Source organism: Peribacillus simplex NBRC 15720 = DSM 1321, from assembly GCF_002243645.1.
GTDB classification, from domain to species: domain Bacteria; phylum Bacillota; class Bacilli; order Bacillales; family DSM-1321; genus Peribacillus; species Peribacillus simplex.
Genome location: NZ_CP017704.1, coordinates 318,588 through 344,246, shown reverse-complemented (window position 1 = coordinate 344,246; position 25,659 = coordinate 318,588). Strand labels below are relative to the sequence as shown.

At 38.2% G+C, this 25,659-nt stretch carries 22 protein-coding genes, 1 pseudogene and 1 riboswitch; of the genes and pseudogenes, 18 read left to right on the top strand and 5 right to left on the bottom strand.

Annotated elements, in window-relative coordinates; translation table 11 throughout:
* The first annotated feature begins 282 nt into the window (after positions 1–282).
* Together BS1321_RS27255 and BS1321_RS28665 are read left to right on the top strand one after the other, a co-directional pair.
* Entirely contained in the window at positions 283–432 is a 150-nt protein-coding gene (locus tag BS1321_RS27255) for a hypothetical protein (protein ID WP_155726469.1), read from the top strand.
* 275 nt (positions 433–707) lie between these two features.
* Positions 708–1,210, top strand: a pseudogene (locus tag BS1321_RS28665) (CoA transferase subunit A).
* A gap of 225 nt (positions 1,211–1,435) precedes the next feature.
* On the opposite strand, the gene BS1321_RS01585 reads toward BS1321_RS28665, so the two are convergent.
* Positions 1,436–2,341, bottom strand: coding sequence for a LysR family transcriptional regulator (locus tag BS1321_RS01585; RefSeq protein WP_063233398.1), 906 nt, complete (start codon positions 2,339–2,341; stop codon positions 1,436–1,438).
* Positions 2,342–2,487: 146 nt separating this feature from the next.
* Between BS1321_RS01585 and BS1321_RS01580 the strand changes: the two genes are divergently transcribed.
* The 6 genes from BS1321_RS01580 (at position 2,488) to BS1321_RS01555 (ending at position 8,118) form a co-directional block, all read left to right on the top strand.
* On the top strand, positions 2,488–3,276 hold the full coding sequence (locus BS1321_RS01580) for an SDR family NAD(P)-dependent oxidoreductase (RefSeq protein WP_063233399.1): 789 nt from the start codon (positions 2,488–2,490) through the stop codon (positions 3,274–3,276).
* 188 nt (positions 3,277–3,464) lie between these two features.
* Complete coding sequence (locus BS1321_RS01575; protein ID WP_063233400.1) at positions 3,465–3,941, top strand: 2,4'-dihydroxyacetophenone dioxygenase family protein; 477 nt, start codon at positions 3,465–3,467, stop codon at positions 3,939–3,941.
* A gap of 220 nt (positions 3,942–4,161) precedes the next feature.
* A complete protein-coding gene (locus BS1321_RS01570) occupies positions 4,162–4,944 on the top strand; it encodes an SDR family NAD(P)-dependent oxidoreductase (protein WP_063233401.1) in 783 nt (260 codons plus the stop codon).
* 138 nt (positions 4,945–5,082) lie between these two features.
* Positions 5,083–6,225 carry an acyl-CoA dehydrogenase gene (locus BS1321_RS01565; protein ID WP_063233402.1) on the top strand — a complete coding sequence of 381 codons (1,143 nt, stop codon included), beginning with the start codon at positions 5,083–5,085 and terminating at the stop codon, positions 6,223–6,225.
* A gap of 68 nt (positions 6,226–6,293) precedes the next feature.
* Complete coding sequence (locus BS1321_RS01560) at positions 6,294–6,542, top strand: hotdog family protein (protein WP_232522793.1); 249 nt, start codon at positions 6,294–6,296, stop codon at positions 6,540–6,542.
* A 391-nt stretch (positions 6,543–6,933) separates the two neighbouring features.
* Positions 6,934–8,118: an acetyl-CoA C-acetyltransferase gene (locus BS1321_RS01555; protein ID WP_063233404.1), complete on the top strand. Its 1,185-nt coding sequence runs from the start codon at positions 6,934–6,936 to the stop codon at positions 8,116–8,118.
* Between the two features lie 601 nt (positions 8,119–8,719).
* Here the strand turns inward: BS1321_RS01555 and BS1321_RS27250 are convergent.
* Positions 8,720–8,896 carry a hypothetical protein gene (locus BS1321_RS27250; RefSeq protein WP_155726470.1) on the bottom strand — a complete coding sequence of 59 codons (177 nt, stop codon included), beginning with the start codon at positions 8,894–8,896 and terminating at the stop codon, positions 8,720–8,722.
* 519 nt (positions 8,897–9,415) lie between these two features.
* Complete coding sequence (locus tag BS1321_RS01550) at positions 9,416–10,456, bottom strand: YeiH family protein (RefSeq protein WP_063233405.1); 1,041 nt, start codon at positions 10,454–10,456, stop codon at positions 9,416–9,418.
* Positions 10,457–10,575: 119 nt separating this feature from the next.
* On the opposite strand from BS1321_RS01550, the gene BS1321_RS01545 reads away from it, so the two are divergent.
* From BS1321_RS01545 to BS1321_RS01530, 4 genes are all read left to right on the top strand, one after another.
* Complete coding sequence (locus BS1321_RS01545) at positions 10,576–11,460, top strand: LysR family transcriptional regulator (protein ID WP_063233406.1); 885 nt, start codon at positions 10,576–10,578, stop codon at positions 11,458–11,460.
* A 454-nt stretch (positions 11,461–11,914) separates the two neighbouring features.
* Positions 11,915–12,253 carry a metal-sensitive transcriptional regulator gene (locus tag BS1321_RS01540; RefSeq protein ID WP_370017022.1) on the top strand — a complete coding sequence of 113 codons (339 nt, stop codon included), beginning with the start codon at positions 11,915–11,917 and terminating at the stop codon, positions 12,251–12,253.
* A gap of 16 nt (positions 12,254–12,269) precedes the next feature.
* A complete protein-coding gene (gene copZ / locus BS1321_RS01535; RefSeq protein WP_063233408.1) occupies positions 12,270–12,476 on the top strand; it encodes a copper chaperone CopZ in 207 nt (68 codons plus the stop codon).
* A gap of 76 nt (positions 12,477–12,552) precedes the next feature.
* Positions 12,553–14,967: a heavy metal translocating P-type ATPase gene (locus BS1321_RS01530; RefSeq protein WP_063233409.1), complete on the top strand. Its 2,415-nt coding sequence runs from the start codon at positions 12,553–12,555 to the stop codon at positions 14,965–14,967.
* Positions 14,968–15,161: 194 nt separating this feature from the next.
* Here BS1321_RS01530 and BS1321_RS01525 read toward each other — a convergent pair whose 3' ends face one another.
* Positions 15,162–15,665, bottom strand: a complete 504-nt coding sequence (locus BS1321_RS01525; protein WP_063233410.1) for a DinB family protein — start codon at positions 15,663–15,665, stop codon at positions 15,162–15,164.
* Positions 15,666–16,317: 652 nt separating this feature from the next.
* Between BS1321_RS01525 and BS1321_RS01520 the strand changes: the two genes are divergently transcribed.
* The 3 genes from BS1321_RS01520 to BS1321_RS01510 all read left to right on the top strand — a co-directional run bounded on the left by BS1321_RS01520 (position 16,318) and on the right by BS1321_RS01510 (position 20,641).
* Positions 16,318–17,238, top strand: a complete 921-nt coding sequence (locus BS1321_RS01520; RefSeq protein ID WP_063233411.1) for a patatin-like phospholipase family protein — start codon at positions 16,318–16,320, stop codon at positions 17,236–17,238.
* A 1,096-nt stretch (positions 17,239–18,334) separates the two neighbouring features.
* Positions 18,335–19,633, top strand: coding sequence for an MFS transporter (locus BS1321_RS01515; protein WP_063233412.1), 1,299 nt, complete (start codon positions 18,335–18,337; stop codon positions 19,631–19,633).
* Between the two features lie 21 nt (positions 19,634–19,654).
* Positions 19,655–20,641, top strand: coding sequence for a 2-hydroxyacid dehydrogenase (locus BS1321_RS01510; protein ID WP_063233413.1), 987 nt, complete (start codon positions 19,655–19,657; stop codon positions 20,639–20,641).
* Positions 20,642–21,124: 483 nt separating this feature from the next.
* Here BS1321_RS01510 and BS1321_RS01505 read toward each other — a convergent pair whose 3' ends face one another.
* On the bottom strand, positions 21,125–21,292 hold the full coding sequence (locus BS1321_RS01505) for an aspartyl-phosphate phosphatase Spo0E family protein (RefSeq protein ID WP_081112922.1): 168 nt from the start codon (positions 21,290–21,292) through the stop codon (positions 21,125–21,127).
* 572 nt (positions 21,293–21,864) lie between these two features.
* Positions 21,865–22,053, top strand: a riboswitch (cobalamin riboswitch).
* Positions 22,054–22,208: 155 nt separating this feature from the next.
* Here BS1321_RS01505 and nikA point away from each other — a divergent pair.
* Genes nikA through nikC form a run of 3 tightly spaced genes read left to right on the top strand, consistent with a single transcriptional unit; the run spans position 22,209 to position 25,649 of the window.
* Entirely contained in the window at positions 22,209–23,840 is a 1,632-nt protein-coding gene (gene nikA / locus BS1321_RS01500; protein WP_063233414.1) for a nickel ABC transporter substrate-binding protein, read from the top strand.
* Positions 23,841–23,877: 37 nt separating this feature from the next.
* Complete coding sequence (gene nikB, locus BS1321_RS01495) at positions 23,878–24,816, top strand: nickel ABC transporter permease (RefSeq protein ID WP_063233415.1); 939 nt, start codon at positions 23,878–23,880, stop codon at positions 24,814–24,816.
* 2 nt (positions 24,817–24,818) lie between these two features.
* Positions 24,819–25,649 (top strand): nickel transporter permease, encoded by an 831-nt coding sequence (gene nikC, locus BS1321_RS01490; RefSeq protein ID WP_063233416.1) that lies wholly within the window; start codon positions 24,819–24,821, stop codon positions 25,647–25,649.
* Positions 25,650–25,659: the final 10 nt, after the last annotated feature.

Sequence of the window (25,659 nt, the reverse complement as noted above, 5' to 3'; positions counted from 1 at the left end):
TTTCCGAGATGGGCTGTTGTGTATTGTGTCATGAAGATTTAGCTATTATGGAGCGAAATCGCAGTAAGTGCTGGAGTTGTCAGGATAAGATATCCGAGACTTACGCTGATGATAATATTGAAGTGGAGGATTAAGTAATTTAGTAGTTTCGTAACATGATTTGAACTGTAGAGGGCCTTCTTTATTTGAACTATCCCCCGGATAACGGACACACATAAAAAGTGTCCCTTATCCGGTTTTTTTTGTTTCAATAGGTGTAATGAGTATGGACGGAGGGTTTCTATGAGTAAGAATATATATGCTGAATTTCAGATTAAAGAACTTGAAAAGAATCCAACTATCATAAGTCCTTCAGAGCGTTCTATCTCCTATAATCCTGAATTTAAAACAAAAGCTGATAAGAAATATAAAAAGGGGAAATCCCCCTCTTGAATTTTCATAGAACATGGATTTAATCTCGAAATAATTGGTAAGGAACAGCCTAAGCGTTGTCTACAGCGCTGGCGTGATACCTTTGAAAGGTTTGGTGAGGAAGGCCTCCTTAATACGGAATGCCGTGGAAAAGGAAGTACAGGATGCCCTTCTTCCAAGCCACAGTAAGAGGATCAACTTAGGAAGGCCGAAGCGAGAATCAAATTCCTTGAAGCAGAAAATGAGTTTCTAAAAAAGCTGGAAGAGCTCGAAAGGCGGGCAGTAACAATTGTGGGGTGGAAGATTGGGAATGGGTTTACTGCTTACAAATAAAAAGATTAAGAAAATGGTTGCAAGCTATGGTAGGTGAGAACAAGATCTTTGAAAAGCAATTTTTAAGTGGAGAATTGGAAGTAGAGCTTGTTCCCCAGGGTACGCTGGCGGAAAGAATTCGGACAGGAGCTGGCATCCAGGGATTCCATACGCCGACTGGCGTGGGTACATGGATTGAAGAGGGCAAAGAGCACCGATTATTTAATGGCAGAACGCATATTCTTGAAGAAGGAATTGTTGGGGACTTTGCCTTCGTAAGGCATGGCAAGGTGAACCGTTAGGAAATCTTGTTTACCGGAAGACAGCGCGGAATTTTAATCCACTCGCAGCAACGGCAGGCAGGATTACGATTGCCGAAGTGGAGCAAATGGTTGAAGTGGTTGCTCTTGATCCGGATGAGATTCATACACCAGGGATCTATATCCAAAGGATATTGGAAGGAAAAAATTATGTGAAAAAAAATTGAACACCGTACCGACATACCTACTTAACTCACCTTTAAAGGGTAACTTACCGCAAAATTTACAATGCAAATTTTAGGAGGGTTAACAGTATGGGTACCAGGACAAAAATCATTAAGCGTGCGGTTCAAGAGATTCAAAATGTTATGATCGTGAAGGTAGAGAAGATTTGTAATAAGAGAAGCTTTTTCGCCCACATTGAGACGAAGAGCCTTCTCTTTTTTTCTGTTTTAATTCTTAATAATTTCTGATTTTAAATAATGAATATATTTGTTGGCAAAAGTGGACAAATGTTTATTCTCTGATCGAACTAATCCTAAAGAAATATTTACAGTCGGATGATACCCCAAATCAATTGGAACAATATCGCCATTAATGATAAGGGGATAGTTTTTCATTACGAAATCAGGAGCAAATGTAATTGCCAAATTTTCATTGACGGCTTGGAGAACTCCATCCATATTATTTGAAGTAAATAAGATTTTCAAGGGCTTATATTTATGAAAGAATTCTTGTACAAAATACTGCATAAATTCACCCTTGTATGTCACGAGAGTTTGATCAAGTATATCATGCGGAGTTATAGTACCAAGGATGGCTAAGGGAGAATGCTTAGAAACATATACTTTCTGCTTCCCTTCGATTAATGCTTCAAAAGCTATTCCTTCCATGTTTATGTTCAAATCACTTGAATACGTAATCAGTCCAATGTCAGTCTTATGCTGTCGAACATCTTCAATTACAGCAGATCCACTTTTATCGGCAACCTCCAAATTTACGTGCGGATAATCATGTCTAAACGATGCTATCGCTTTTACCAGGAACGTCATCAATCCGGGTAATGACGATATTTTCAGTTCCCCCACTTCCGTGGAATTCAATAAGTTAGCAGTCTCTTTTATTTCCTCAAGTTTTTTTTGTACTTCATAGGCGAGTTTCAGAATGATTCTTCCTTCATCGGTTGGGACAGCGCCGTGTCCCCGTGACCGCTTAAGAACTTTAATCCCCAACTCCTTTTCCAAGTTGGTTATGGACTGGCTGATGTTGGATTGAGTCACATGTAGATTCTGTGCTGCGATAGACAAAGAACTGTATTTTGCGACTTCCACGATATATAGTAATTGTTCAATATTCATGACTGTTCTCCTTTTTTAAATATTAGTAATACTTACTTACCACATTAAAATCTTTAATTTTATTTAATTATAATTTATTAGTATAATCAATATCAATAATATTTAAAAATCTTTGAATATTCCGAAAAAACAGGAGGAGAACTAGAATGTCATTAAACCAATTGTTTGATTTAAATGGTAAGACAGCAATCGTTACCGGAGGCGGCAGCGGGTTAGGGCGTGTAATGGCACTGGCGTTGGCAGAAGCCGGAGCAAACGTTGTAGTATGTTCACGGCGTTTAGAGGTTTGCGAAGCAGTTGTAAAAGAAATCGAGGCGTTAGGAAGACAGGCACTTGCTCTATCATTGGATGTCACAGATCGGGAATCTGTCGTTCAAGGTGTGGAGAAAGCGGTTTCTCATTTTGGGGAAATCGAAATTTTAGTCAACAGCAGCGGAACAGTTTTTGAGTCTCCTGCTACGGATATGCCTTTAGAACAATGGCAAGCTATGTTGGATACAAATGTGACAGGAACATTCTTGATGTGTCAGGCAGTTGGAAAACATATGATTAATAACGAATACGGTAAAATCATTAATATTTCTTCTAGTATCGGCTTTAAAGGTGTTGACCCGGAAGCAGTAGATTCTGTCGGATATACAACTAGTAAGGGTGCAGTGATGACTTTAACGAAGGATTTAGCAGTTAAGTGGGGCCGACATGGAGTGTATGTAAATTCAATTGCTCCTGGAGTTTTCACTACAGGAATGAATAACCCAGAAATACCGGGAACACTTGTACACAAAGCAGGCCCTTTCATTGCCTCACAAGTTCCAGTTAGAAGATTAGGCAGTGACAATGATTTGGTAGGTGCACTCCTTTACTTAGCTTCAGCAGCATCTGATTATTGTACTGGACATATTTTGACTATTGATGGTGGACTTGGGGCTAAGTAAATTTCATCCAAATAACGTGGTTGCATAAATTAATCATACTTAATTGCAATTAAAAAATATCAATTTTACTTAATTAATAATTACGAATATACTGAAATTAATAAATTCGAACTATTTAATTTGCTTGTTGATGAAAGCGAAAACAATAAGCGGATTTAATAAATATTTATTGAAAGAGGGGATTTTAAGTGAGTAATTTAAAAGACGTAAAAGAAGTAGAAGTATTTCATGCAGGTAATGTTAGTGTAGATGAATTGCCTTGGATTCCATATTTTGGAGATGCGAAATTTAAATTGCTTAAAGCCAACCCTGTGACAGGACAGACGGTTACGTTATTATGTGTTCCTGCGAAAATGCAGCTTCCGGCCCATTTCCATCCTGGAACAGTCATTGTGTATACCGTCCAAGGGACTTGGAGATACCTCGAGGAGCCTTGGATCTCCAAACCTGGTGACATGGTTTATGAGCCTGCAGGCTCCAAACATACGCCGATAGCTGTAGGGGATGAAGATGTTATCACCTTCAATATTGTAGAAGGAACATTAGACTATTTGGGTGAAGAAGGAGAAATTGTTGCCAGAGACAATTGGGAAACATTCCTGAAAAGATACTATGAACATTGCGCGGCTGAAGGAATTGAACCTATTGATGTGACTAAATTTTAGTTAGATTTATAAAAAAAGGAGAAGCACGGCGTCCAAATGACGAAGAGGCTTCTCTTTTTTCTGGGCTTTTTCTTTCATTGTTAGTAATAATGATTTATATATTAATATTTTTAATTTTATTTAATTAAAACTTATAAGTATAATCATTAACATGATAATATTTTTAATATTTTTAATATTCTAATTTAATAGATAATGGTGTTAGGAGGAATAATGATAAATGACAGCAGAGACGGTTTTGATTACTGGGGCTACAAAAGGGATTGGATATGAATTCACAAAAGTTTTTGCAGAGCATTGTTATAACTTGGTAATAGTCGCCAGAGATTCGGTGTTGTTGGAACAACAAGCCGAGAGTTTAAAAAAGGAATATGGCGTGCAAGTGAATACTTTTGCCGGCGATTTGAGCAGTCATACAACGGTAGAGAGCTTGCATCGATACTTGAAAAGCGAAGGAATTGACATCGATATTTTGATTAATAATGCTGGAGCTGGCGGATTAGGGTTGATGACGGAATTGGATATTCAAAAAGAAATGGAATACCTGCAGCTTAACATGATCTCGCTCACGTATTTAACTAGACTTATTGCGGATGACATGGTGAAACGTAAGCAAGGTAAAATTTTAAATGTGGCTTCAACAGCAGCCTTTCAGCCAACTCCACGGATGTCGATGTATGGGGCCAGCAAATCTTACGTCTTATTCTTTACGGAAGCAATTGCGGAAGAACTTAAAGGAACCGGAGTTCAAGCTTCTGTATTATGTCCCCCTTCTACCAAAACGCCGCTCACGCAAGGGTTGGCTTCAACAAGAACAAAAATTTTCATTAAGAACTTAATAGAACCGCAAGCTGTTGCCAAGTGCGGATTTGAAGGGTTAATGAAGAATAAAACTGTGATCATTCCAGGCTTTAAAAATAAACTCATGGCTAAATCTGTGGGATTGCTGCCAAGGAAATGGGTAACCATCTATACCCGAAAGCTTATCGAACAAAAAGTGTAAGTAGCATTAAAGTCCTATCCTTGAAAGGGGTGGAGTTTTTAAAAGTATTATCTTTATAGAATTACTATGGCAAATAGCTTAATAGTTTTTCAGAAGATATCATGTTTGGAATAACAAAATCAAAAAAGGAGACTAATGATGAATTTTTTATTATCTAAGGAACATCAAATGATGCAAAAAATGGTGCGAGAGTTTGCTCTAAACGAATGTGAACCTACTGCTGCTCAACGTGATGAAGAGGAATACTTTGATATCAAGATTTGGCACAAGATGGCGGAACTTGGTTTATGCGGCATTCCTTGGCCAGAAGAGTACGGAGGTGCAGGTGCCGATTACTTGAGTTATGTGATCGCGGTGGAGGAATTGTCTCGGGTGGACGCTTCAATTGGGACCGCACTTTCCGCACATACATCGTTAGCCGGATGGCCGGTTTACAAGTTTGGAACGGAACATCAAAAGCAAAAATATTTGCGGGCCATGGCGGAAGGAAAAAACATGGGTGCGTATTGCTTGACGGAATCTGGATCCGGATCTGATGCCAGTGGAATGAGAACAACAGCCGTTCTAGACGGAGATGAATGGGTCTTGAACGGATCGAAGATTTTTATCACCAACGGAGGCTATGCCGACACTTATATCGTTTTCGCACAGACCAACTCGGCACTAAAGCATAAAGGCATTTCTGCGTTTATTGTGGAAAAGGGCTTCCCAGGTTTTTCGGTAGGAAAGAAGGAAAAAAAGCTAGGCATTCGCTCTTCCGCCACGACAGAGGTCATTTTTGAGGACTGCCGCGTTCCAAAGGACAATCTTTTGGGCCAAGTGGGTGAAGGGTTCCAGATTGCCATGATGACTCTCGACGGCGGTCGGAACGGAATCGCTTCCCAAGCTGTTGGAATCGCTCAAGGAGCATTTGATAATGCTGTCGCATTTGCAAAGGATCGCGTCCAATTTGGAAAACCGATTAGCTCACTTCAAGCTATTCAATTCAAATTAGCCGATATGGCCACAAAAATCGAAGCTGCCCGTTTATTGACGTATCAGGCAGCATGGCGTGAGGATCAAGGAATTCCTTACGGACTTCAATCTGCAATGTCCAAACTTTTTGCTGGAGACACCGCCATGGAAGTAGCGGTGGAGGCTGTTCAAGTATTCGGCGGATATGGATACACAAGGGAATACCCGGTAGAACGATATATGAGAGATGCTAAAATCACCCAAATCTATGAAGGGACGCAAGAGATTCAGCGTCTTGTTATTGCCGGAAATCTGCTTAAAGCATAGAAAAAACTCAAAATTAACGAAAACAGGAATGGTAATCAATTAAAAAGAGGCGAATGGGCTTGTCAAACGTGAAAGATTTACTTGGGCACGAGTTAGAGCCTTACAGCATGGCAGTGGAAAAAGAGAAAATAAAAGAATTGGCGATTGCAATAGGGGATGATAACCCAATCACCGAGGGTTGGGAAACAAAAGCATTTACTGTGTCTGCCTTAACCGGTGAAGGCGTATCTCACATTTGGAAGGTCATTCAGAAATATAAACAAGTTACCAGTAGGAATGGATTCTTTGGAAAAAGGAGAAAAAGAACAAATGATTGACTGGGTTCACTCTATGATAGAGGACCAATTAAAGGCGAGATTTTATGGTAACCATCGATGAAAAAAAACATTACGAAAATGGAAGGATTACTTCTTAACGGCCATACTTCTCCCACACTCGCAGTCCAACAATTATTCAACATTTATGATGAAAATGGATAGGGAAAAGAAGGAATGGGTACGCAATCAATTGTACTCCTGCCTCATTTATTTTGACGTTTATTTACAAAGGTTAATTAACGGAACCTTTAAAATATACATTAACAATATACCGTTAATTAATCATGTCCCTAATAACGGTATAAAATCAGAAGGTAAAATAAAGAAATGGAAAAGATGTTTTCCGTCCATCAAATCGAATCAAACAACCTTCAATAAAGGAGAATGAATTATGAGTCATGTTTATATTTTAGGTGGAGCTAGGACACCATTCGGGAGTTTTGGAGGGGTATTAAAGGATGTGTCTGCCATTGATCTTGGAGTCATCGCAAGTAAAGGAGCCATTGAAAAAAGTAATATTTCAGTTGAAGAGGTTGAGCATATTTTTGCAGGGAATGTGATACATACTTCGAAAAATGCCTCCTACCTTTCCAGGCATATTGCTTTGAAAGCTGGGATTCCAATCGAGAGCCCCGCTTTAACTCTCAATCGTTTATGCGGTTCTGGATTGCAAGCGGTGGTATCGGCAGCTCAATCGATTATTTTAAAGGATGCTGAAGTCGCCCTAGCCTTGGGAACCGAAAATATGAGCCAATCTCCTCACGTATTACGAGATGTCCGCTTTGGTACGGGTTTACAGTCTCCACAATTGGACGACATGCTTTGGGCGACTTTAAGCGATGAATATATAGGGTGTGGGATGGGAGTTACAGCGGAAACTCTTGCTGAAAAATATGAACTAACCCGAGACGATCAAGATAGTTTGGCTGTCCAATCACACCAAAAATCAGCAATGGCCCAACTGACGGGACGATTTCAACAAGAGATTTCCCCTGTCACGATATTCACCAAAAAAGGAAAGGAAATAACCATTTTAGAAGATGAACATATTCGCCATAATGCTTCAATTGAAGGATTAGCGAAACTGAAACCCGCCTTTAAAAAGGATGGGACCGTAACGGCAGGTAATGCCAGTGGTATTAATGATGGGGCAGCTGCCTTAATACTTGGAAGTGAATCCTTCCTTCAAAACAATCACAATGTGAAGCCATTGGCAAGAATCATATCCTGGGGGATTGCAGGGGTAGACCCAAATATTATGGGCATTGGACCAGTTCCTGCTAGTCAATTAGCTTTACAGAAAGTAGGACTCAATATTGAAGATATCGATTTGTTCGAAATCAATGAAGCATTCTCTGCCCAGTATCTTGCAGTAGAGAGAGAGCTTGGATTGAAACGGGAAAAAGTTAACGTCAATGGTGGAGCAATCGCATTAGGTCATCCAGTTGGGGCTAGTGGAGCTAGAATTATATATTCATTGGCCCTAGAGTTAAGGAATCGAGGAAAGAAGTATGGACTAGCCTCCCTCTGTATCGGAGGAGGACAAGGAATCTCAGTAATCATTGAGGCTCTATGAACATGTGAATAAAATAAAACGAGGTGTTGGTTATGAAGAGTTTACAGCTACAATTCATACATGAATTATTTGGAGTAGCCTCATAATACATAGATGAAAGGATATTGAGATTCTATGCTTCTAACAGGTCTTATTTGCACCAGGATTCCTTTGGATAATGGTAGGCCTACATGCTTAAAGGACCATCTCAGATGGTCCTTTAAACTTTAATAATCAAAGTTCATGATTTAGACTCACATTAGTTTTACAAATAGATTTAAGCTATTTCATTCCGCATTTATTACATTTGTTTGAACTGCAAAGAGGTTGTAAAATAATGGTAAAAAATATACCACCAGCAAATTTGTAAGTTTTTATAGCGCTTTTGTCGTGCAACTGAAAGGGTATCATACAAGTATGGATAAGATTCTTTAAGATCATATAAAAAACACATCAGATATATAAATAACATATTTAACTGATTTTTTGGAAACGTTCGAAAAAAAACGACTCGTCCTGAGTAGCCTTACTTATATCTGTATACTTAGAAACCCATTATTAGTAAGACTGAATCTCGTCTTACTAATAATGGGTTTTAATTTAGTCATGTTTTTTTACTGCATTAAAACGGATACCCATTTAATCCTGTGCCGAAAAGATCGAATTCAGGATCTTTTGACTGAGTTATTGGAGGGGCATCGGATTGCCCATTAGGAGAGTTGATAGCAGCTTCACCTTCAACTGACTCTACAGAGGTTTCGTTATTCTCTTTATTCAATGAGTTATCAATCATATTCATAATCATCTCCTTTTTATCAGATTAACGTAATTATTAATACCCTAAATATTTTAATTTTATGCTAAAAAATATGATGACTGGAATGCGTTGAAATGACCTGTTTAGACCTTGTAAGCAATGGTGAGGTAATCCGTTCAAAACAAGGAGTTACTCCCACTTTCGAAGGTAGTTATATCGAAAGCAATTACTTTACTAAACGCTAATAAAGAACTAAACAAAGAAATTTATGATTATAAAAATATCAATAAACTTATTTAATTACTGCGCCTGCTTTTTCTTTTATACTTCAAGAAATCATGGTAAAGTTTAATTCAAAAAATAGTGAAATAACATTTGAATTTGAGTTAATTGAGCAAAACCTTACAGTTATTATTCAGAATTTCAACAAGGGAAATTACGATTTTGCTATGATCCATGCATCTATAATGAGTCGAAAAAAGAAAAAAATATTCGGTTTGAACATATTCATGACGGTCATATATAATTGCAGTGGGTAAAAATTCACCTTTTTATTCTTAGTTAAAGACTAATATACGTTAGCGATGATAAAAGAACTGATGTAATAATAATGGCAATAAGTGGACGTATTGCTTTGGTACGTAATTCTTTCAAGCTAATATTTAATCCTAATCCGGTCATTGACATTGTTAACATAAATGATGTGAAGTCTGCAATATAAGACATCACTTTTTGTGATACCAATACTTTATTACCAATGATATAGCTTCCCACAAAACTCATAACGATAAAGCCAATTAAAAACCATGGAAACTCGAATCTTGCCTCCCCTTCTACTTTTCCTTTCTTTTTCACCCAAAGCATGAGGATAAAGCAAACCGGAATTAATAGGAATACTCGTGTAAGCTTGGCAAGTAATGCGTGAGCAAGAGCGTCCTGGCCTGCCGGGGCAGCAGCTAATGCAACATGTCCTATCTCATGTAGGCTGATTCCAACCCAATTTCCGTAGTTCATAGGACCAATTGATAAAAAAGGATATATTAACGTATAGATTATTGAAAACACTGTGCCGACTAATGCGATGATGCCTACTCCCATAGCCGTATCTTCATCTTTTGCTTTTATAATTGGCGATACGGCCGCGATGGCAGCCGCACCACAAATGCCTGTGCCGACACTTAATAATAAAGAAAGATTAAAATCTGCCTTCAGCCATTTTGCAATGATCATAAGAACAACAATTGAAAAAATGATCGTTATTGTCCCTCTTAGCAATAGAGGGAAACCCTGATGAAATATCACAATCATGTTAAGCTTTAATCCATAAAGTATGATGGCAAACCTCAATAGTTTTTTTGATGAAAATTGAATACCAGTACGTAATTTTTTTGGATATCCAAAAACCTGTCTATAAACCACAGCTAGTAAAATGGCACACGCAAGAGGTCCAATATGATTTAGACCAGGCAACGCTGCCAAAATAAAACCTAACACGGCTATGATCAATGTAAAACCAATTCCAGAAATCAAAGAAACATTTAGTTTTTTTTCCGCTTTTTTTTGCTTATTTGGACTGGGAGTTATTAACGCTTTTTGTTCCAATGTTTTTCAACCCCTTATTTGGATTATTTATAATTTATCGTAACTAATGTTTTACAATAAGGAAAATAAATGATTATTATAGTTATAATAAGTAAATACGATAGTGAGAAGGGGAACATATGGATCAACTATTATCTGTATTTATATCTGTAGCTGATAAAAGAAACTTTTCCAGAGCAGCGGAAGAGCTTCATATGACTCAGCCTGCAGTCAGCCAGCAAATTCAACAATTGGAAAAACATGTAGGTGCAAAATTACTTCTGCGAACAAACAAATCTGTCCAGCTAACTAAAGCAGGAGAAATAGTCTATTTACATGCTAAAGAAATAACAGGTTTATATAAACGAATGTCAATGTTAGTGAATGAATTAAATAACGAGCCAACAGGACCATTAAAAATTGGTGCCAGCTATACCTTTGGAGAGTATGTATTACCACATATACTTGCAAGAATGAAAAACCTATTTCCTAATATCTTCCCTTCGGTACAGATTGGCAACACAAGGGATATTGCCAAAGCAATCACAAGTCATGAGATCGATGTAGGAATTGTAGAGGGGGAAATTTCTCTTCGAAATATATATATAAAATCCGTTTCCACCGACCAAATGTATATCGTGGCAGGGGGGAAATATCCAATTTATTTCAATAAGGAAGTTACACGGAGACAGGTGGAACAAGAGAATTGGATTGTCCGTGAAGAAGGTTCTGGTACAAGAGAGGCAACAGAAGCATTATTTCAATCTTTACAAATACGTCCTTCCAAGTTAATGGAGTTCGGCAGCACACAACTTATAAAAGAAGCAGTTGAAGCAGGGCTGGGCATTAGTTACTTATCTGAACTTACTGTAAAAAAAGAAAGAATGCTTGGTACCATTCAAGTATTAAATGTTAAAGGGACACCGATAAAAAGAAATTTTTCAGTTATAACGGAATCTGTGGAATTGCATACGAAATCTATGAACTTATTTATTGAGTTAATAGAAAAATATCTAAAGAACTAATTATTGCAATAACTCTATTTTATAAATTAACAAAATTTTTTATATGTATGAAACCTCACGAGATTAAAGAAATTTTCGATACTCCTGCCGAATGAACTGGCAGAAAGGGAGCGGATTTCTGAAAATCAAGTTGGAACTTTTATAAAATAAAAAACTGAAGACAAACTGACTTTTCTTCAAGTTTGTCTACAGTCTGGCTGAGGATACATTAGTATCCTCAGTGTTTTTTTGTTATTTGGGTTTAATAAAACATACTCACTACTCGTATTCTAATCAAGTGGTTCTTGGCGGTATAGGTTCAGGGTAGTCCAACTACAAAATGTGCGTTTCTTAGCTAAAAATAGAAAAAGTTAAAAAACAAATAGTAATAAATAATGAACATAAATCTTTTTCTTTGCATAGGGTAGGAGGGTATGGTATATTAATTTTCGAGGAGGGATGGGTAATGGATGAAATGATGAATAGTCAAGATTCTATGAATGAAGAAGAATGCTGTACGACATCTTCCCACGGCCGAAAGAGTCATCACTCAGAAGCAGTAAAAAAGAATTTAACGACCCGGTTAAATCGAATCGAAGGTCAAATTCGCGGTATAAAGGGTCTTATTGAAAAAGATACGTACTGTGATGATGTGATTACCCAAATAGCAGCTACACAAAGCGCAATGAATAGTGTGGCCAAGATTTTATTGGAAGGTCACCTAAGGAATTGTGTGGTCGAACGCCTGAATGATGGGGATACAGAGGTTATAGATGAAGTGCTTGTAACGATACAAAAATTAATGAAAAAATAAAGGAGTAGATGTTGAAGTGGAAACCGTATCATTGAATGTAAGTGGAATGTCTTGTGGTCATTGTGTGAATGCAGTTGAAGGGAATGTAGGAAAACTTGCAGGTGTTGAAAGCGTAAAAGTGCATTTGGATGCAGGAAAAGTAGATGTAGCGTTTGATAAGGAAAAAGTATCACTTGAGAAAATAAAAGAAACAATCGATGATCAAGGCTATGATGTCGAGTAAGTCATAAGAGTGCTGTTAAGCACTTCTTTTTTACAAAGAATTATACCCCATAGCGGTATAGGAAGGCGGGGATGAAGTGAGCAGCCAAATAAAAGAAACAAGTATGCAGATTACAGGAATGACTTGCGCTGCCTGTGCTAACCGAATTGAAAAAGGGTTAAACAGAATGGAAGGCGTTGAGGAAGCCACCGTTAATTTGGCACTTGAGAAATCGGTCATTAAATATGATTCGGAAAAATTAAGCAACAAGGACTTTGAATCGAAAATTCAAGAACTTGGCTATGATGTAGTAAAAGAGAAAAAGGAATTTACGATTACGGGCATGACCTGTGCCGCATGTGCTAACCGGATTGAAAAAGGGTTAAATAAGCTGGATGGAGTGAGCATGGCCAATGTGAATCTTGCGCTTGAAAATGCGACCGTTGAATATGATCCTTCCGAAGCTTCACCAGTTGACATCATTCAACGGGTGGAGAAGCTGGGGTATGGGGCGATCATCAAGGAAGATAATATGGAATCCGTGGATTTCCGTCAAAAAGAAATTCAAAAACAAAAGAATAAATTCATCTTTTCGGTCATATTATCTTTTCCATTGTTATGGGCGATGGTAAGCCATTTTAGTTTTACTTCGTTTATCTATATGCCTGATTTCCTCATGAATCCTTGGGTGCAAATGGCATTCGCCACCCCTGTGCAATTTCTGATTGGAAAGCAGTTTTATGTTGGGGCTTATAAAGCCTTGAAAAATAAAAGTGCCAATATGGATGTATTAGTCGCAATGGGAACATCCGCTGCCTATTTTTACAGTGTTTATCAGGCGATCATCTCGATGGGATCCCATCACAATACGGCACAACTTTATTTCGAAACTAGTTCGATTCTTATCACCCTCATTCTTTTAGGGAAACTTTTTGAAGCAAAAGCAAAAGGACGTTCTTCCGAGGCCATCAAAAAATTGATGGGGCTTCAGGCCAAAACGGCATTGGTTTTAAGAAATGGTGAAGAACGTGAAATACCACTTGAAGAAGTCATCGTGGGAGATACGATTGTGGTGAAGCCGGGTGAAAAGATCCCTGTCGATGGAGAAGTGGTAGAAGGGAACTCTGCAGTCGATGAATCCATGTTAACGGGTGAGAGCATTCCGGTGGATAAAACAATCGGGGATACTGTAATCGGTTCAACATTGAATAAGAATGGTTTTCTAAAAATGAAAGCGACAAAGATCGGGAGGGATACAGCTCTTTCTCAAATCATCAAAGTAGTCGAAGATGCTCAAGGTTCCAAAGCTCCGATTCAACGTCTTGCTGACCAAATTTCCGGCGTCTTCGTTCCCATTGTTGTCGGAATCGCCCTTTTAACTTTCCTGATTTGGATGATCTGGGTTAACCCAGGAGAATTCACACCAGCTTTTGAAGCGATGATAGCGGTGCTAGTCATAGCCTGTCCTTGTGCTTTAGGTCTGGCCACTCCCACATCCATCATGGCAGGATCAGGGCGAGCCGCCGAATTCGGTATTTTATTTAAAGGCGGGGAACACTTGGAAACCACTCACCATATTGACACGGTGATTTTGGATAAAACTGGAACGGTAACGAATGGTACACCAGTGTTAACCGATGTCCTCATCGAGAATGGTATGGAGGAAGAAAAGTTTTTATCTCTTATCGGTGCCGCTGAAAAACAATCTGAACACCCTCTTGCCCAATCAATCGTTCAAGGAATTCAGGAAAGGCGGATAGCACTTGCTGCGGTTGAGGAATTTGAAGCGATTCCTGGATACGGGGTGAGAGCTGTAGTGGATCAAAAAGTGTTATTCGTCGGAACGCGTAAATTGATGAAGCAAAACAACGTGGATATTACTAAGGCGCTAACAGCTATGGTAGAACTTGAAGAGCAAGGGAAGACCGCAATGCTCGCCAGCATTGAAGGGGAATATGCAGGACTTATTGCGGTTGCGGATACAATAAAAGATACCTCGCTAACGGCGATTAAAAGGTTAAAAGCGATGGATATCCAGGTCATCATGATAACAGGGGATAATCAAAGGACAGCAAATGCCATCGGCCATCAAGTTGGCATTGACCAAGTGATTGCAGAAGTCCTTCCTGAAGGGAAAGCGGAAGAAGTGAAAAAACTGCAGGCCGCTGGTAAAAGAGTGGCAATGGTCGGAGATGGAATAAATGATGCACCCGCGCTGGCACTAGCCGATATAGGAATGGCGATAGGAACCGGGACGGACGTAGCCATGGAAGCTGCTGATATTACTTTGATCCGGGGGGATTTGAACAGTATTGCAGATGCAATCCTTATGAGCAGAAAAACGATGAGGAATATCAAACAAAACCTTTTCTGGGCTTTTGCTTATAATGTAATCGGGATACCAATTGCGGCAATCGGACTGCTTGCCCCGTGGTTAGCGGGTGCTGCCATGGCCTTCAGTTCTGTATCAGTCGTAATAAATGCACTTCGCCTTCAACGTGTAAAGCTTTAAAGATCATGTAACATATATTGGTACTGATTGAATAAAGCCATGCCACGAGAGTTTGGATATTCATTCTCAACAAATATAAGCCGATGATTCCTTGGCAAGAGGATCATCGGCTTTCATATGGAATGAGCGGTGCTTTAGTATGTATACAGCGACTCCTAAATGATGTTCCTTGATAAAATTGGTTGCCAAACCGCTTATTTTAAACAGTAAAATACATAATCTGTTGGTGCGCCACGCTCGCCTTGTTGATGGAGCATCGCTGATACATTACCGCGATGATAAGTTCCATGATTCACTACATGATGGATGAGGTCGGCAAGTACAAACTCACAAATCCCCATTTTGGGATGTTCGGTTACAATGGTCCGTTCAAGATCAGGCTGTGAAGTAAGAAAATTGTCATACTCCTTTGCAAGTTTCTCATAGCAGAATTCAAGTTTGTCTATTGTGACTCCGTCCACTTCTTTCCGCCGCTGTTCAACTTTCTTAAAAGTATCTTGAATTGTACTTCCTTTCATTATTTCCAACCACGTAATATCTGTTGCGTAAAGGTGAACAAGGACTTCCTTGATGGATGGAAAGACACTTTTTATCGTGTCGCCATAGATTCCGTCCGGTAATTGTTTTAGGTTTTGGAACACTTGCTGATTAGCCCAAACGTGGTAATCATACATTTTCTTGGCACGGTTATTTTCCATTTTTTCACTCCTTCTATTTGTTACATATCCTTTCGACATAATTTAAAGAATACCTTTATCAAAGCTGATTCCTAATCTGATAATTTGTCCATGCAAATGCCTCGTTTTATACATACCATGATAATAGATGCTATCCTACTACTGTTATTACGTTTGATTACCATCAAAGGTGCGTTAAGGTAGTCTATCCCCTTTTAATAATATTGCAGTGAGCCAGAGTAAATGATTAAGGGTTTCTCAAGTAGGGAATCCACAGACATGAAGTAATAATAAAGGTGATAAAAAATAAAAAAGGAAAAATGGATAGATATGCAACCAATTGTCAATCGGGGATGGAAAGCATAAACAGAGATTAGAAGTACGGTTAATTCTGCGAACAACCTGAAAAGCTGGCAAGGTCAAAGAACATGACATTACAGAATTTGTGTTACAGATTAAAAAACACAACCTTTTAAACTCATGTGATTCTTGCTACTGTTAGTGAATTAATTTGTTAGAAAAATAGAACCGTCATTAATTCCAATCATGGATGGCAAGCGGTTTTATTCTTCAACTGACGGGGCTGATTTTTGGTATCTAATAGTGTGAAAATTCGCTTTATTTTAAAATGTTGTTAATATTAATAATAACTCTTATCGAGAGGTGGAAAAAAATGAAAGCAGATGCCGTTTTTGAAGGTGGGGGGGCCAGGGGAATTGCTTTTATTGGAGCGATTCAAGCAATGGAAGAGGAAAAAGTCGAATGGGAAAGACTTGCTGGGACATCAGCAGGAGCAGTAATAGCTGCTCTTTTGGCTAGTGGCTATAAAAGCCATGAAATTAAAGAACGGTTTAGTGAAATCAATTACTCAAAGATTCGAGGCAGGACAATTCTGAATCGAATTCCCATTTTGGGCTTCTTTTTGGAACTTATGGTTCATCTTGGGATTTACAAAAACGATTATTTGGAATCATGGGTGGATTCTCTTCTTTCAGAAAAAGGGATTAAGACATTCGCGGATCTTCCAGATGGAAAATTGAAGATAATTGCGTCTGATGTTTCGAATGGTCAGATGCTTATTTTGCCAGATGATTTGGAACGCTATGGGATGTCTCCTGCTGATTTAAAAGTTTCAACTGCCGTAATGATGAGTGCCTCTCTACCATTTTTCTTCCGTCCGGTTATTTGGAAATCAAAAGACCGGAAAAAATCCTACATTTTAGATGGTGGTTTACTTAGTAACTTCCCAATATGGATATTTGATACAGACAACCCTCGTTTTCCAACATTCGGATTCCATTTTGTGAAAGATGAAGTTAACATAGATCCGGTTATACCAACGCCAATCCACCTTTTCAAAAATATATTTAAAACGATGCTTCAAGCCCATGATTTACGACATATGAACGAAGAAACGATTGAACGCACGATTCAAATTCCTACTGGCGGCATCAACGCCACGGATTTTGAACTGAATGAGGAGGAAATCTACTTTCTCTATAAATCAGGCTATACTTCTGCAAAAGAATTTTTGTCGAATTGGGATTTTGAACAATATAAGGTCAAACGCATGCAAAGAGTAAAAAATAAGTAGGAGAAACATTACGCTATCGTTTCAAAAGGGTGAAAGAGGGGGACAAGGAGCTGTTACAACGGCTCTTTTTCTTATTTAATTAACGAATCAATAGTTTAATATAAGGCATAGTTGTTGTCTTGAGTTTCTTAAAAGCAATAAGTGGAATTACGGAATCATAAAAAATTAATATAAGATATTATTTTAGAATTTTTAAATGTATAAACGGAAATCAAAGAATAAAAGAAGAAAACAACGTTGGAAGAAAAAAATATACCATACATGAACTCCCTTACCTGATTCAGGAGGGGATTCAATCGAACAAATGTAAATTATGAAATTCAATGAACAGATCCTCAAGGAGAAGAGGTAGGAGTAACTCAATGTCACTGTGAGGATCAGACGATGAGCCAGCCCTTCATTCCTCTTTAAAAAATATAGTTGTAGTAAATGTGCGAAGGGATGGAATCTCCACAACAAATGAAAACAATATTCCGGGTGCTTATTAGGAAGTAGTGGAAGCTCCGTTAACCATCACGGCTTCCATTAAGATTTTGTAATACCAATAGAAAAGTAGATTCAGTAGGGCCAAGCGAACAATTAATGTCCCACTTATCTAGTAAACTACATGCTGCTTTATCAGGTACGCCTATAGCCGTCCCACATGTATCAGGAGCGCTTGCTTTTCTTATAGAAAAATAATAAAAAAACTTAACCGCCGGTTAATGTTGCCTGAGATTTTTGAGAGACGAATGGTCTCTAAGCCCTTCCGGTAGCAAAGCTGGAGATGGAAATGGATTGTGGGCTAAATTTTGTTATGATTTTACTATTCAAAAACCGTTTATCAATTTTCGCCATTTGGCATAAAACGTTAACTAGGAATATAATCCTAAAAATAAGAATAAAGATTGACAATCACAAATCCTCATAATACGATACTTTACAGAATAAACAGAATTATCTTTTTATTTTTTTTATCACAAAACAAAAACTGAGTTTTATATTATAAAACAAAAACCTCCTTGTATATACATATTATCCAAGCGTGAACTCTGGCTTTTTTTATTTTGGAAGCGCTGCCAATTATGGCGTTTTATATAACAAGGGGGGATAAGGTATGGAAGCAAAAGTGGAAACAAAGCAAGAAAAGCCATTAAATATTGGCCGGAAATTTCGCTGGACCGTCGTCATCTGGTTATTGATTGGGGGAATAATCAACTATCTTGATCGGGCCAACCTCTCCATTGCAGCTCCCGAAATGATGAAGGAACTCGGACTAAGCGTGACCGAAATCGGGTTGTTGGGAACCTTTTTTTCTTGGAGTTATGCATTAATGCAGCTTCCTTCCGGATGGCTGATCGATCGGTTCGGGACCAAAAAGGTGTATACAATCGCGCTTATTTGGTGGAGTGGTGCGACCATTTTAACGGGAGCCGTTCATAAAATGAGTTCATTTATTGCTGCACGGATCTTACTTGGAGTGGGAGAGGCACCGTGTTTTCCTACAATGGCTAAGATCACATCGTATTGGTTCCCTAAAAAGGAACGAGGCTTGGCAACTGGAATTTGGGATTCTTCGTCCAAATGGGGACCAGCCATTGCACCGCCACTTCTCGTTTTCATTATGGTGACTTTTGGGTGGAGAGCGTTGTTTTATATAACGGGTGTGATCGGCATCATCTTCGCAATCGGTTTTGTTATTTTTTATAAAAATCCTGAAAAAAGCCAAAAACTTTCCAAGGAGGAATTTGAATACATTAAGTCGGAAGGTGGTGGAGTAGAGCAAGGCATTCAATCATCAAAAATAAAATGGGGTTCGTTATTTAAATATCGAAGCGTGTGGGGGATGATTCTGGGCTTCTTCTGTACCATTTGGATCTGGAATATTTTCCTTGTCTTCCTTCCCCTTTATTTGTTTGATGTCCATCATGTTTCACTTAAAGAAATGGGTATATATGCAGGTATTCCTTGGCTTGGCGGAATCTTTGGCAATATTTTCGGAGGATATCTTACTAAAAAATTGGTTGACAAGGAAATAACTACACCTATTAAAGCAAAGCGTGCCTTAATTAGTATATGTGCCATCTCGGCCGCTATTGTTGTATGTGCAGTTCCATTTGTCAAAGGGCTCGCTATTACCTTAACATTACTGACCCTTGCTCTTTGTTTTATTTCTGCCATTACAGGCAGCGCGTGGGCACTTGCCGGTGACATTGCCCCTCCTTCTATGGTTGCTTCCGTAGGTTCAATTCAGAATTTTGGCGGTTATTTTGGTGGAGCCTTTTCCCCTGTTGTGGCAGGCATGATAGTGGATGCTACTGGCTCTTACTCTCTTGCCTTTATATCTGGCGGTTTAATCGCCGGATGCGCGGCAATCTGTTATTGGTTTATTGTAAAACATCCTATTCAAGAATAGTGTAACCGAGGAGGACATAAATTGATGCCAAAAGTGTATATTGCAAGACCAGTACCGGCCGAGGTAGAGGCATTTATTTCGAAGTATTGCCAGTATGAAAAATGGAACGGCCCTGAACCCATTACCAGAAGCCAGCTGTTTAAGCAAATTTCCGATGCGGAGGGACTGCTCATCACCGGAGAAAAAATAAATGATGAACTTCTGGACCATGCACCATGTCTAAAGGCTGTCAGCAATATCTCGGTAGGCTACAACAACTTTGATCTAGAGGCAATGAAAAAGAGAAGCATAATCGGTACAAATACACCTGATGTTCTCGATGAAACCGTGGCCGATTTAGCTTTAGCCTTAATGCTCTCAGCAGCCCGCCGTATACCAGAACTGGACAAGCTTGTAAAGGATGGCAAGTGGGGAAATAAAGGCGATGAACCCCTCTTTGGCGTTGATGTTCATGGAAAAACATTGGGCATCATCGGTATGGGGAGGATTGGGGAATCTATTGCAAGACGAGGCAAATTCGGTTTTAACATGGAAGTTTTGTATCATAATCGCCGAAGAAAATTCGAAGTGGAGGAAACGCTAAGTACAACCTATTCCTCTTTAGAGCACCTTTTACGGGAATCCGATTTCGTTCTTTTAATGGTCCCTTATACTCCGGAGACGAGGCATCTTATGGGAAGGGAGCAATTCGCGCTGATGAAAAAATCTGCGATCTTTATCAATACATCCCGCGGTCAGACGGTGGACGAAAAGGCCCTCATTGAAGCACTGCGAAATAAGGAAATCCTTGCAGCTGGTTTGGATGTATTTGAACAGGAACCCGTATCGCCTGACAATCCGCTTTTAGCCATGCCGAACGTGGTTACCCTGCCGCATATAGGTTCAGCTACTCATCAAACACGATTTGATATGGCCATGCTTGCGGCGAAGAACCTCGTTGCAGCGGTTACTGGAAGGGAGATAAGGAATGTTGTCCCGGAATTGAAAGGACTTCAGTCACTAAAATAGTAAAAAATCATTAACAAAGCAGAAATATTTGGTTGTCCATGACAATTAAATGAATCGTTGATATTTGAAATCTCACACCATTCATAAACTTAGATAAGATAGATTGTTTGTTATTAAATGCAGGACATAAAAGAAAAATTCGATAAAAAAGGCATCCATTCATTTTGGATGCTTTTTAATGGGGAGAAAGAATGTGATCAAAATGACCCTAAACAATTTGTTCTACGGCACAATTCCAACAAACAAAATAAAACGTAGAAAACTAGACTATGAAGCATTAGGTAGAAGGGATGATTATTTCAATAAATTTTACAGAAAAATTAGTCCCAGAATACGAGGTGATTAAGTAAAGGAAATATGCTGCATGAACTACACAGTGATTATTAAAAATAATTCCAAAATTACTCCTGGTGATAGTTCCTGCAGTTGTAATGATCCCATGAAGTATTAGTAGAAAAATCAAATCAGGTTTCATTCCTGATTTTAGACATAATCTAAACCATTTGGTTCTTTTTCATGCCCAAGTAAATTCAACAGTTTATCTAGTTCCTGGCTTTTATGTAATGTTTTTGGGGAAGTAAATCCATATATCAATCCCGTAGTTATTAATTCTTTCCTCAATATCTCAATTTTTTCATGTAATTCTTCCATACTCTCCAATGCAGAATCCCTCAAGTACTTTCTTTTTTTGTTATGAATCTATTATTACATAAATTAGGTTGCTTTCAAATGAAAAGTGAGTGTTCACTTATAAAAAATAGCATATTCGGGAGGGAGCAATACAAATCTGAAAATGAAAAATCTACACACTATCATTCATATATGTCGTTACAAATAACTGTTTGTATAAGTTTATTGCCTCCGTACAAAACGAACCGTTAAAAAACATCAGGATCTTAATTTGATATGGCATAAATTTGCGATAACGAATATAATTTGTATTAGGTAAACTTTTTGATTTTATTTTCAGAGAGTTGTAATCGTAAAACTGTATAATATAGGAGAGTTTTTAATATTTGTTAAATTCTTAAGAGTAGATATTTATTCTCCTTTTTACTAACTGTTTTTCGTTTATTGCTAGGATGGATATGATTAGTTGCTGAGTTTATCAAAAATTAATTAGAGATGAAACTATTAAATTGGTAAGAAGCATCAGAAGGTTTCGACTTAATAATTTTAAGACGGACAAGCTCTATATTTTACTATGAAGATGAGGAAAAATTTCATATTTTATTGGAATGGGTATATTCGTTTAATAGCGAATATTTAAAAGGGAAGCCGGTGCAAAATCCGGCACGGTCCCGCCGCTGTAAGGGTGAGTCCTATGCAAGAAAGTCACTGGATAATATCCGGGAAGACGCATGGTGATGATGAACCTAAGTCAGAAGACCTGCCTGTTCTAGAAATGCTGTTAAACCTACGGGAGATAGGGAGGTGTTAGAGTGCTAGAAGACGAATTTGTTCTTAATATATAAGCATTTCTGACCGTTAAATCTGGTTGGAAATGCTTTTTTGTATTTCGTAATTTTTCAAATAGTTAAAATTCCATAATTGAAGGTGAGAAAGCATGTTTATAAAACGGTCTAATTTATTCCATTCTTTTGTTGGACTACTAGTAATTTTCACAATCTTAGTTACAGGTTGCAGCAAAACAACAATAGATCAAGAAAATACATCAGATAATGAAAAGCAAAAAGTTGTTACTTTTTCATGGCCTGGGGATATAGGTGACTTAAATCCACACACATATTTTCCGAATGAGTTTTTTTCCCAGGCTATGGTATATGAATCCCTTGTTTATTACGGTAAAGGTGGAGAAATTCAGCCTTGGCTTGCGGAGAGCTGGGATATATCGAAAGATGGAAAAGAATATGTATTCCATCTAAGAAAAGATGTTAAATTTTCCGATGGTTCGCTTTTTAATGCTGCAATCGTCAAGAAAAACTTTGGTACCATTTTAGATAATCGCAAACAACATGAATGGGTGGGATTAATTAACCAAATCAAAGATACAAAAATAATAGATGAATATACTATTAAACTTATTTTGAACAACGTGTATTATCCAACTCTTCAAGAACTAACTTACATCAGACCTTTGAGATTTGTAGGAGAAGCTGCTTTTCCTGACAGCCAAAACACATTTAAAGACGGACTCAAGTCTCAGATTGGCACAGGACCGTGGGTATTGAGCGAGTATAAGAAAAATGAGTTTGCTGTTTTCAAAAGGAACGAACAATATTGGGGCCTTAAGCCTAAAGTAGATAAGGTGGTTGTTAAAGTCATTACTGATGGAGAGTCAAGAGTGTTAGCTTTTGAGAAAAAGGAACTCGACTTTATATTTGGAAACGGGGTCATCAGCCAAGATTCATTCCAATTTTTGAAGAATTCAGGACAATATGAAACCAAATTGTCAGAACCTACAGCTACAAGAACGCTGCTTCTTAACTCAAACAGAGAAGCAACTAAAGATCTTAAAGTTCGGTTAGCTCTCCAACATGCTTTTAATAAACAAGCTGTTATTGATAAGATCTTTTATGGTATGGAAAAAAAGGCTGATACTTTGTTTCCACCTATTTTGCCTTACACGAAAATTAATATAGAGCCGTATGAGTATGATGCAGAAAAAGCAAAAATGTTATTGGATGAAGCTGGATGGAAACAAGTGAAGGGGAAACTATTTAGAGAAAAAGACGGAAAAGAATTGCAATTGGAATTACTGTTTAATAGTACAGATAATATCCAAAAGTCAATCGCAGAATTTACACAAGGTGACTTTAGAAAACTGGGAATAGATGTTAAGTTGACTAGTCAGGAAACTAATACTTTTTGGACAACGGCATTTCAAGGTAAGTTTGATTTATTATTTACAGCAACATGGGCTGTACCGTTTGATCCACATTCCTATTTAGCTTCTATGACGACTAATTCGGAAAATGGTAGTCCAGATTATAACGCTCAATTAGGGTTGCCAGTAAAAAAAGAAATAGACCAGAAAATTAAGAAAGTATTATTAACTACTGACGAGGAAGATAGAAAAATACTGTATTCAGATATATTAACGACATTGCACGAACAAGCCATTTATTTACCGATATCTTATCAGTCTAATATAGCGGTGTATCAAAAAAACATTAGTGGAGTAGATTTTTTACCTCAAGAAGCTGAGGTCCCTTTAACTTCAATTGATGTTAATTGAAATAGGGGATACTTAAAAACAACTTAAGGAGTGCTACATGAGTTGGTTTATTTTTAAACGTCTCACAAGTTTAATTCCAATATTACTCGGAATTTCGCTCATTACTTTTATCTTGCTTTACTTAATTCCTGGAGATCCGGCAGTAGCTTACTTAAGGGCGTCACATATTCCTCCTACGAATGAGACAGTGGCAGCCCTTCGAGTTGAGCTTGGTTTAAACAAGCCTTTATATGTCCAGTATTTTGTATGGCTGGGAAAAGTGTTGCAATTGGATTTAGGGATGTCTTACGTGTCCAATAACTCCGTATGGGAAGAAATTATGGTACATTTCTTCCCAACAGTTCAATTAACATTTGCTTCGCTTATCTTAATTGTTGTTATTAGTTTACCTATAGGCATGATTTCGGCTATTTACAAGGGGAAATTTGTTGATCAGTTTAGCAGAATAGTAGCCTTTGTAAGTGTCTCTATGCCAACCTTTTGGCTTGGGTTTCTCTTGATCTATTTTTTATCTGTAAAGTTAGATTTATTTCCTGTATTGGGAAGGGGGACCTTGGCGCATCTAGCGCTTCCTTCCTTGACATTGGCTTTTGCTTATATAGGGACGTATATGCGATTGCTTCGAGCTAGTATGCTAGGAAATTTGAATGAGCCATTTGTTGTGTATGCTAGAGCGAGAGGGTTACGCCAAAGACTAATCGTTTTCAGACATGTCTTAAAAAGGTCCTTATTACCTGTGATAACTGGACTTGGGATGAGCTTCGGGAACATGCTAAGCGGAGCGGTTATTGTTGAAACAATTTTTTCTTGGCCCGGCATGGGACAGTTATTTGTCACATCTATTTTAAATCAAGATTATCCAATGATTCAGGGGTGTGTTTTGTTTATGGGTGTGATCTTTGTGGTCTGCAATCTTCTTGTGGATCTTACATATTCTTTCCTGGATCCCCGTATACGCTGGGAAGGAGAGAAATAAGAATGGTGCAAAACGTGAAAAGAATGCTGATGACACATAAGCTCATGATGATCAGTATCATGATTATTTCCTTCCTGACAGTATTGGCTCTTTTTGCTCCTTTTTTGGCTCCTAATGATCCGAACTTGATTGATATCGTTCAGAAGCTGCAAGGGCCCTCCTCTCAGTTTCCAATGGGGACTGATCATTTAGGGAGATGTATATTGTCCCGATTAATCTATGGAACACGAACCTCGTTGGGAACAGCTTTCCTTGTCATGGGATTAATGATGATTATTAGTATCCCACTTGGTATTTATGCAGGCTTTATTGGGGGGAAAGTTGATTATCTCTTCATGAGAATGTGTGACATTCTCATGGCATTTCCAAGCTTTCTGCTGTCCTTAGCTTTAATCGGAACTTTAGGACCGAGTCTTGGCAATCTGATCTTGGCGATGGTGCTTGTCCAATGGGTTTTTTATGCACGCGTCATTCGAGGAATGGTTCTTAGTGTAAAGGAGCAAAACTTTGTCTTAGCAGCCAAAATATGCGGGACACCAATGAGAGTCATTGTCATCAAACATATTTTACCTGCCATCATTTCTCAAGTTGTTGTATTAATCTTTATGGACATCGGAGGAGTTATTTTAGCAATTTCTGGACTCTCTTTTCTTGGACTTGGCATACAGCCGCCAGAGGCAGAGTGGGGAATGATGATCAATGATAGTAAGCCATTTTTTAGAGAAACCCCTTCATTGATGCTTTACCCTGGGTTGATGATCTTCATCGTTGTATTTGGTTTTAACTTGTTTGGCGAAGCTTTGAGGGATGCTCTAGACCTAAAAAAGGAATAGAAGGGAGGAT

Coding starts and splice junctions, on each gene's coding strand:
- BS1321_RS27255 (WP_155726469.1), top strand. CDS start 283: ATGAGTAAGAATATATATGCTGAATTTCAGATTAAAGAACTTGAAAAG.
- BS1321_RS01585 (WP_063233398.1), bottom strand. CDS start 2,341: ATGAATATTGAACAATTACTATATATCGTGGAAGTCGCAAAATACAGT.
- BS1321_RS01580 (WP_063233399.1), top strand. CDS start 2,488: ATGTCATTAAACCAATTGTTTGATTTAAATGGTAAGACAGCAATCGTT.
- BS1321_RS01570 (WP_063233401.1), top strand. CDS start 4,162: ATGACAGCAGAGACGGTTTTGATTACTGGGGCTACAAAAGGGATTGGA.
- BS1321_RS01565 (WP_063233402.1), top strand. CDS start 5,083: ATGAATTTTTTATTATCTAAGGAACATCAAATGATGCAAAAAATGGTG.
- BS1321_RS01555 (WP_063233404.1), top strand. CDS start 6,934: ATGAGTCATGTTTATATTTTAGGTGGAGCTAGGACACCATTCGGGAGT.
- BS1321_RS27250 (WP_155726470.1), bottom strand. CDS start 8,896: ATGAATATGATTGATAACTCATTGAATAAAGAGAATAACGAAACCTCT.
- BS1321_RS01545 (WP_063233406.1), top strand. CDS start 10,576: ATGGATCAACTATTATCTGTATTTATATCTGTAGCTGATAAAAGAAAC.
- BS1321_RS01540 (WP_370017022.1), top strand. CDS start 11,915: ATGATGAATAGTCAAGATTCTATGAATGAAGAAGAATGCTGTACGACA.
- BS1321_RS01525 (WP_063233410.1), bottom strand. CDS start 15,665: ATGGAAAATAACCGTGCCAAGAAAATGTATGATTACCACGTTTGGGCT.
- BS1321_RS01520 (WP_063233411.1), top strand. CDS start 16,318: ATGAAAGCAGATGCCGTTTTTGAAGGTGGGGGGGCCAGGGGAATTGCT.
- BS1321_RS01515 (WP_063233412.1), top strand. CDS start 18,335: ATGGAAGCAAAAGTGGAAACAAAGCAAGAAAAGCCATTAAATATTGGC.
- BS1321_RS01505 (WP_081112922.1), bottom strand. CDS start 21,292: ATGGAAGAATTACATGAAAAAATTGAGATATTGAGGAAAGAATTAATA.
- nikA (WP_063233414.1), top strand. CDS start 22,209: ATGTTTATAAAACGGTCTAATTTATTCCATTCTTTTGTTGGACTACTA.
- nikB (WP_063233415.1), top strand. CDS start 23,878: ATGAGTTGGTTTATTTTTAAACGTCTCACAAGTTTAATTCCAATATTA.
- nikC (WP_063233416.1), top strand. CDS start 24,819: ATGGTGCAAAACGTGAAAAGAATGCTGATGACACATAAGCTCATGATG.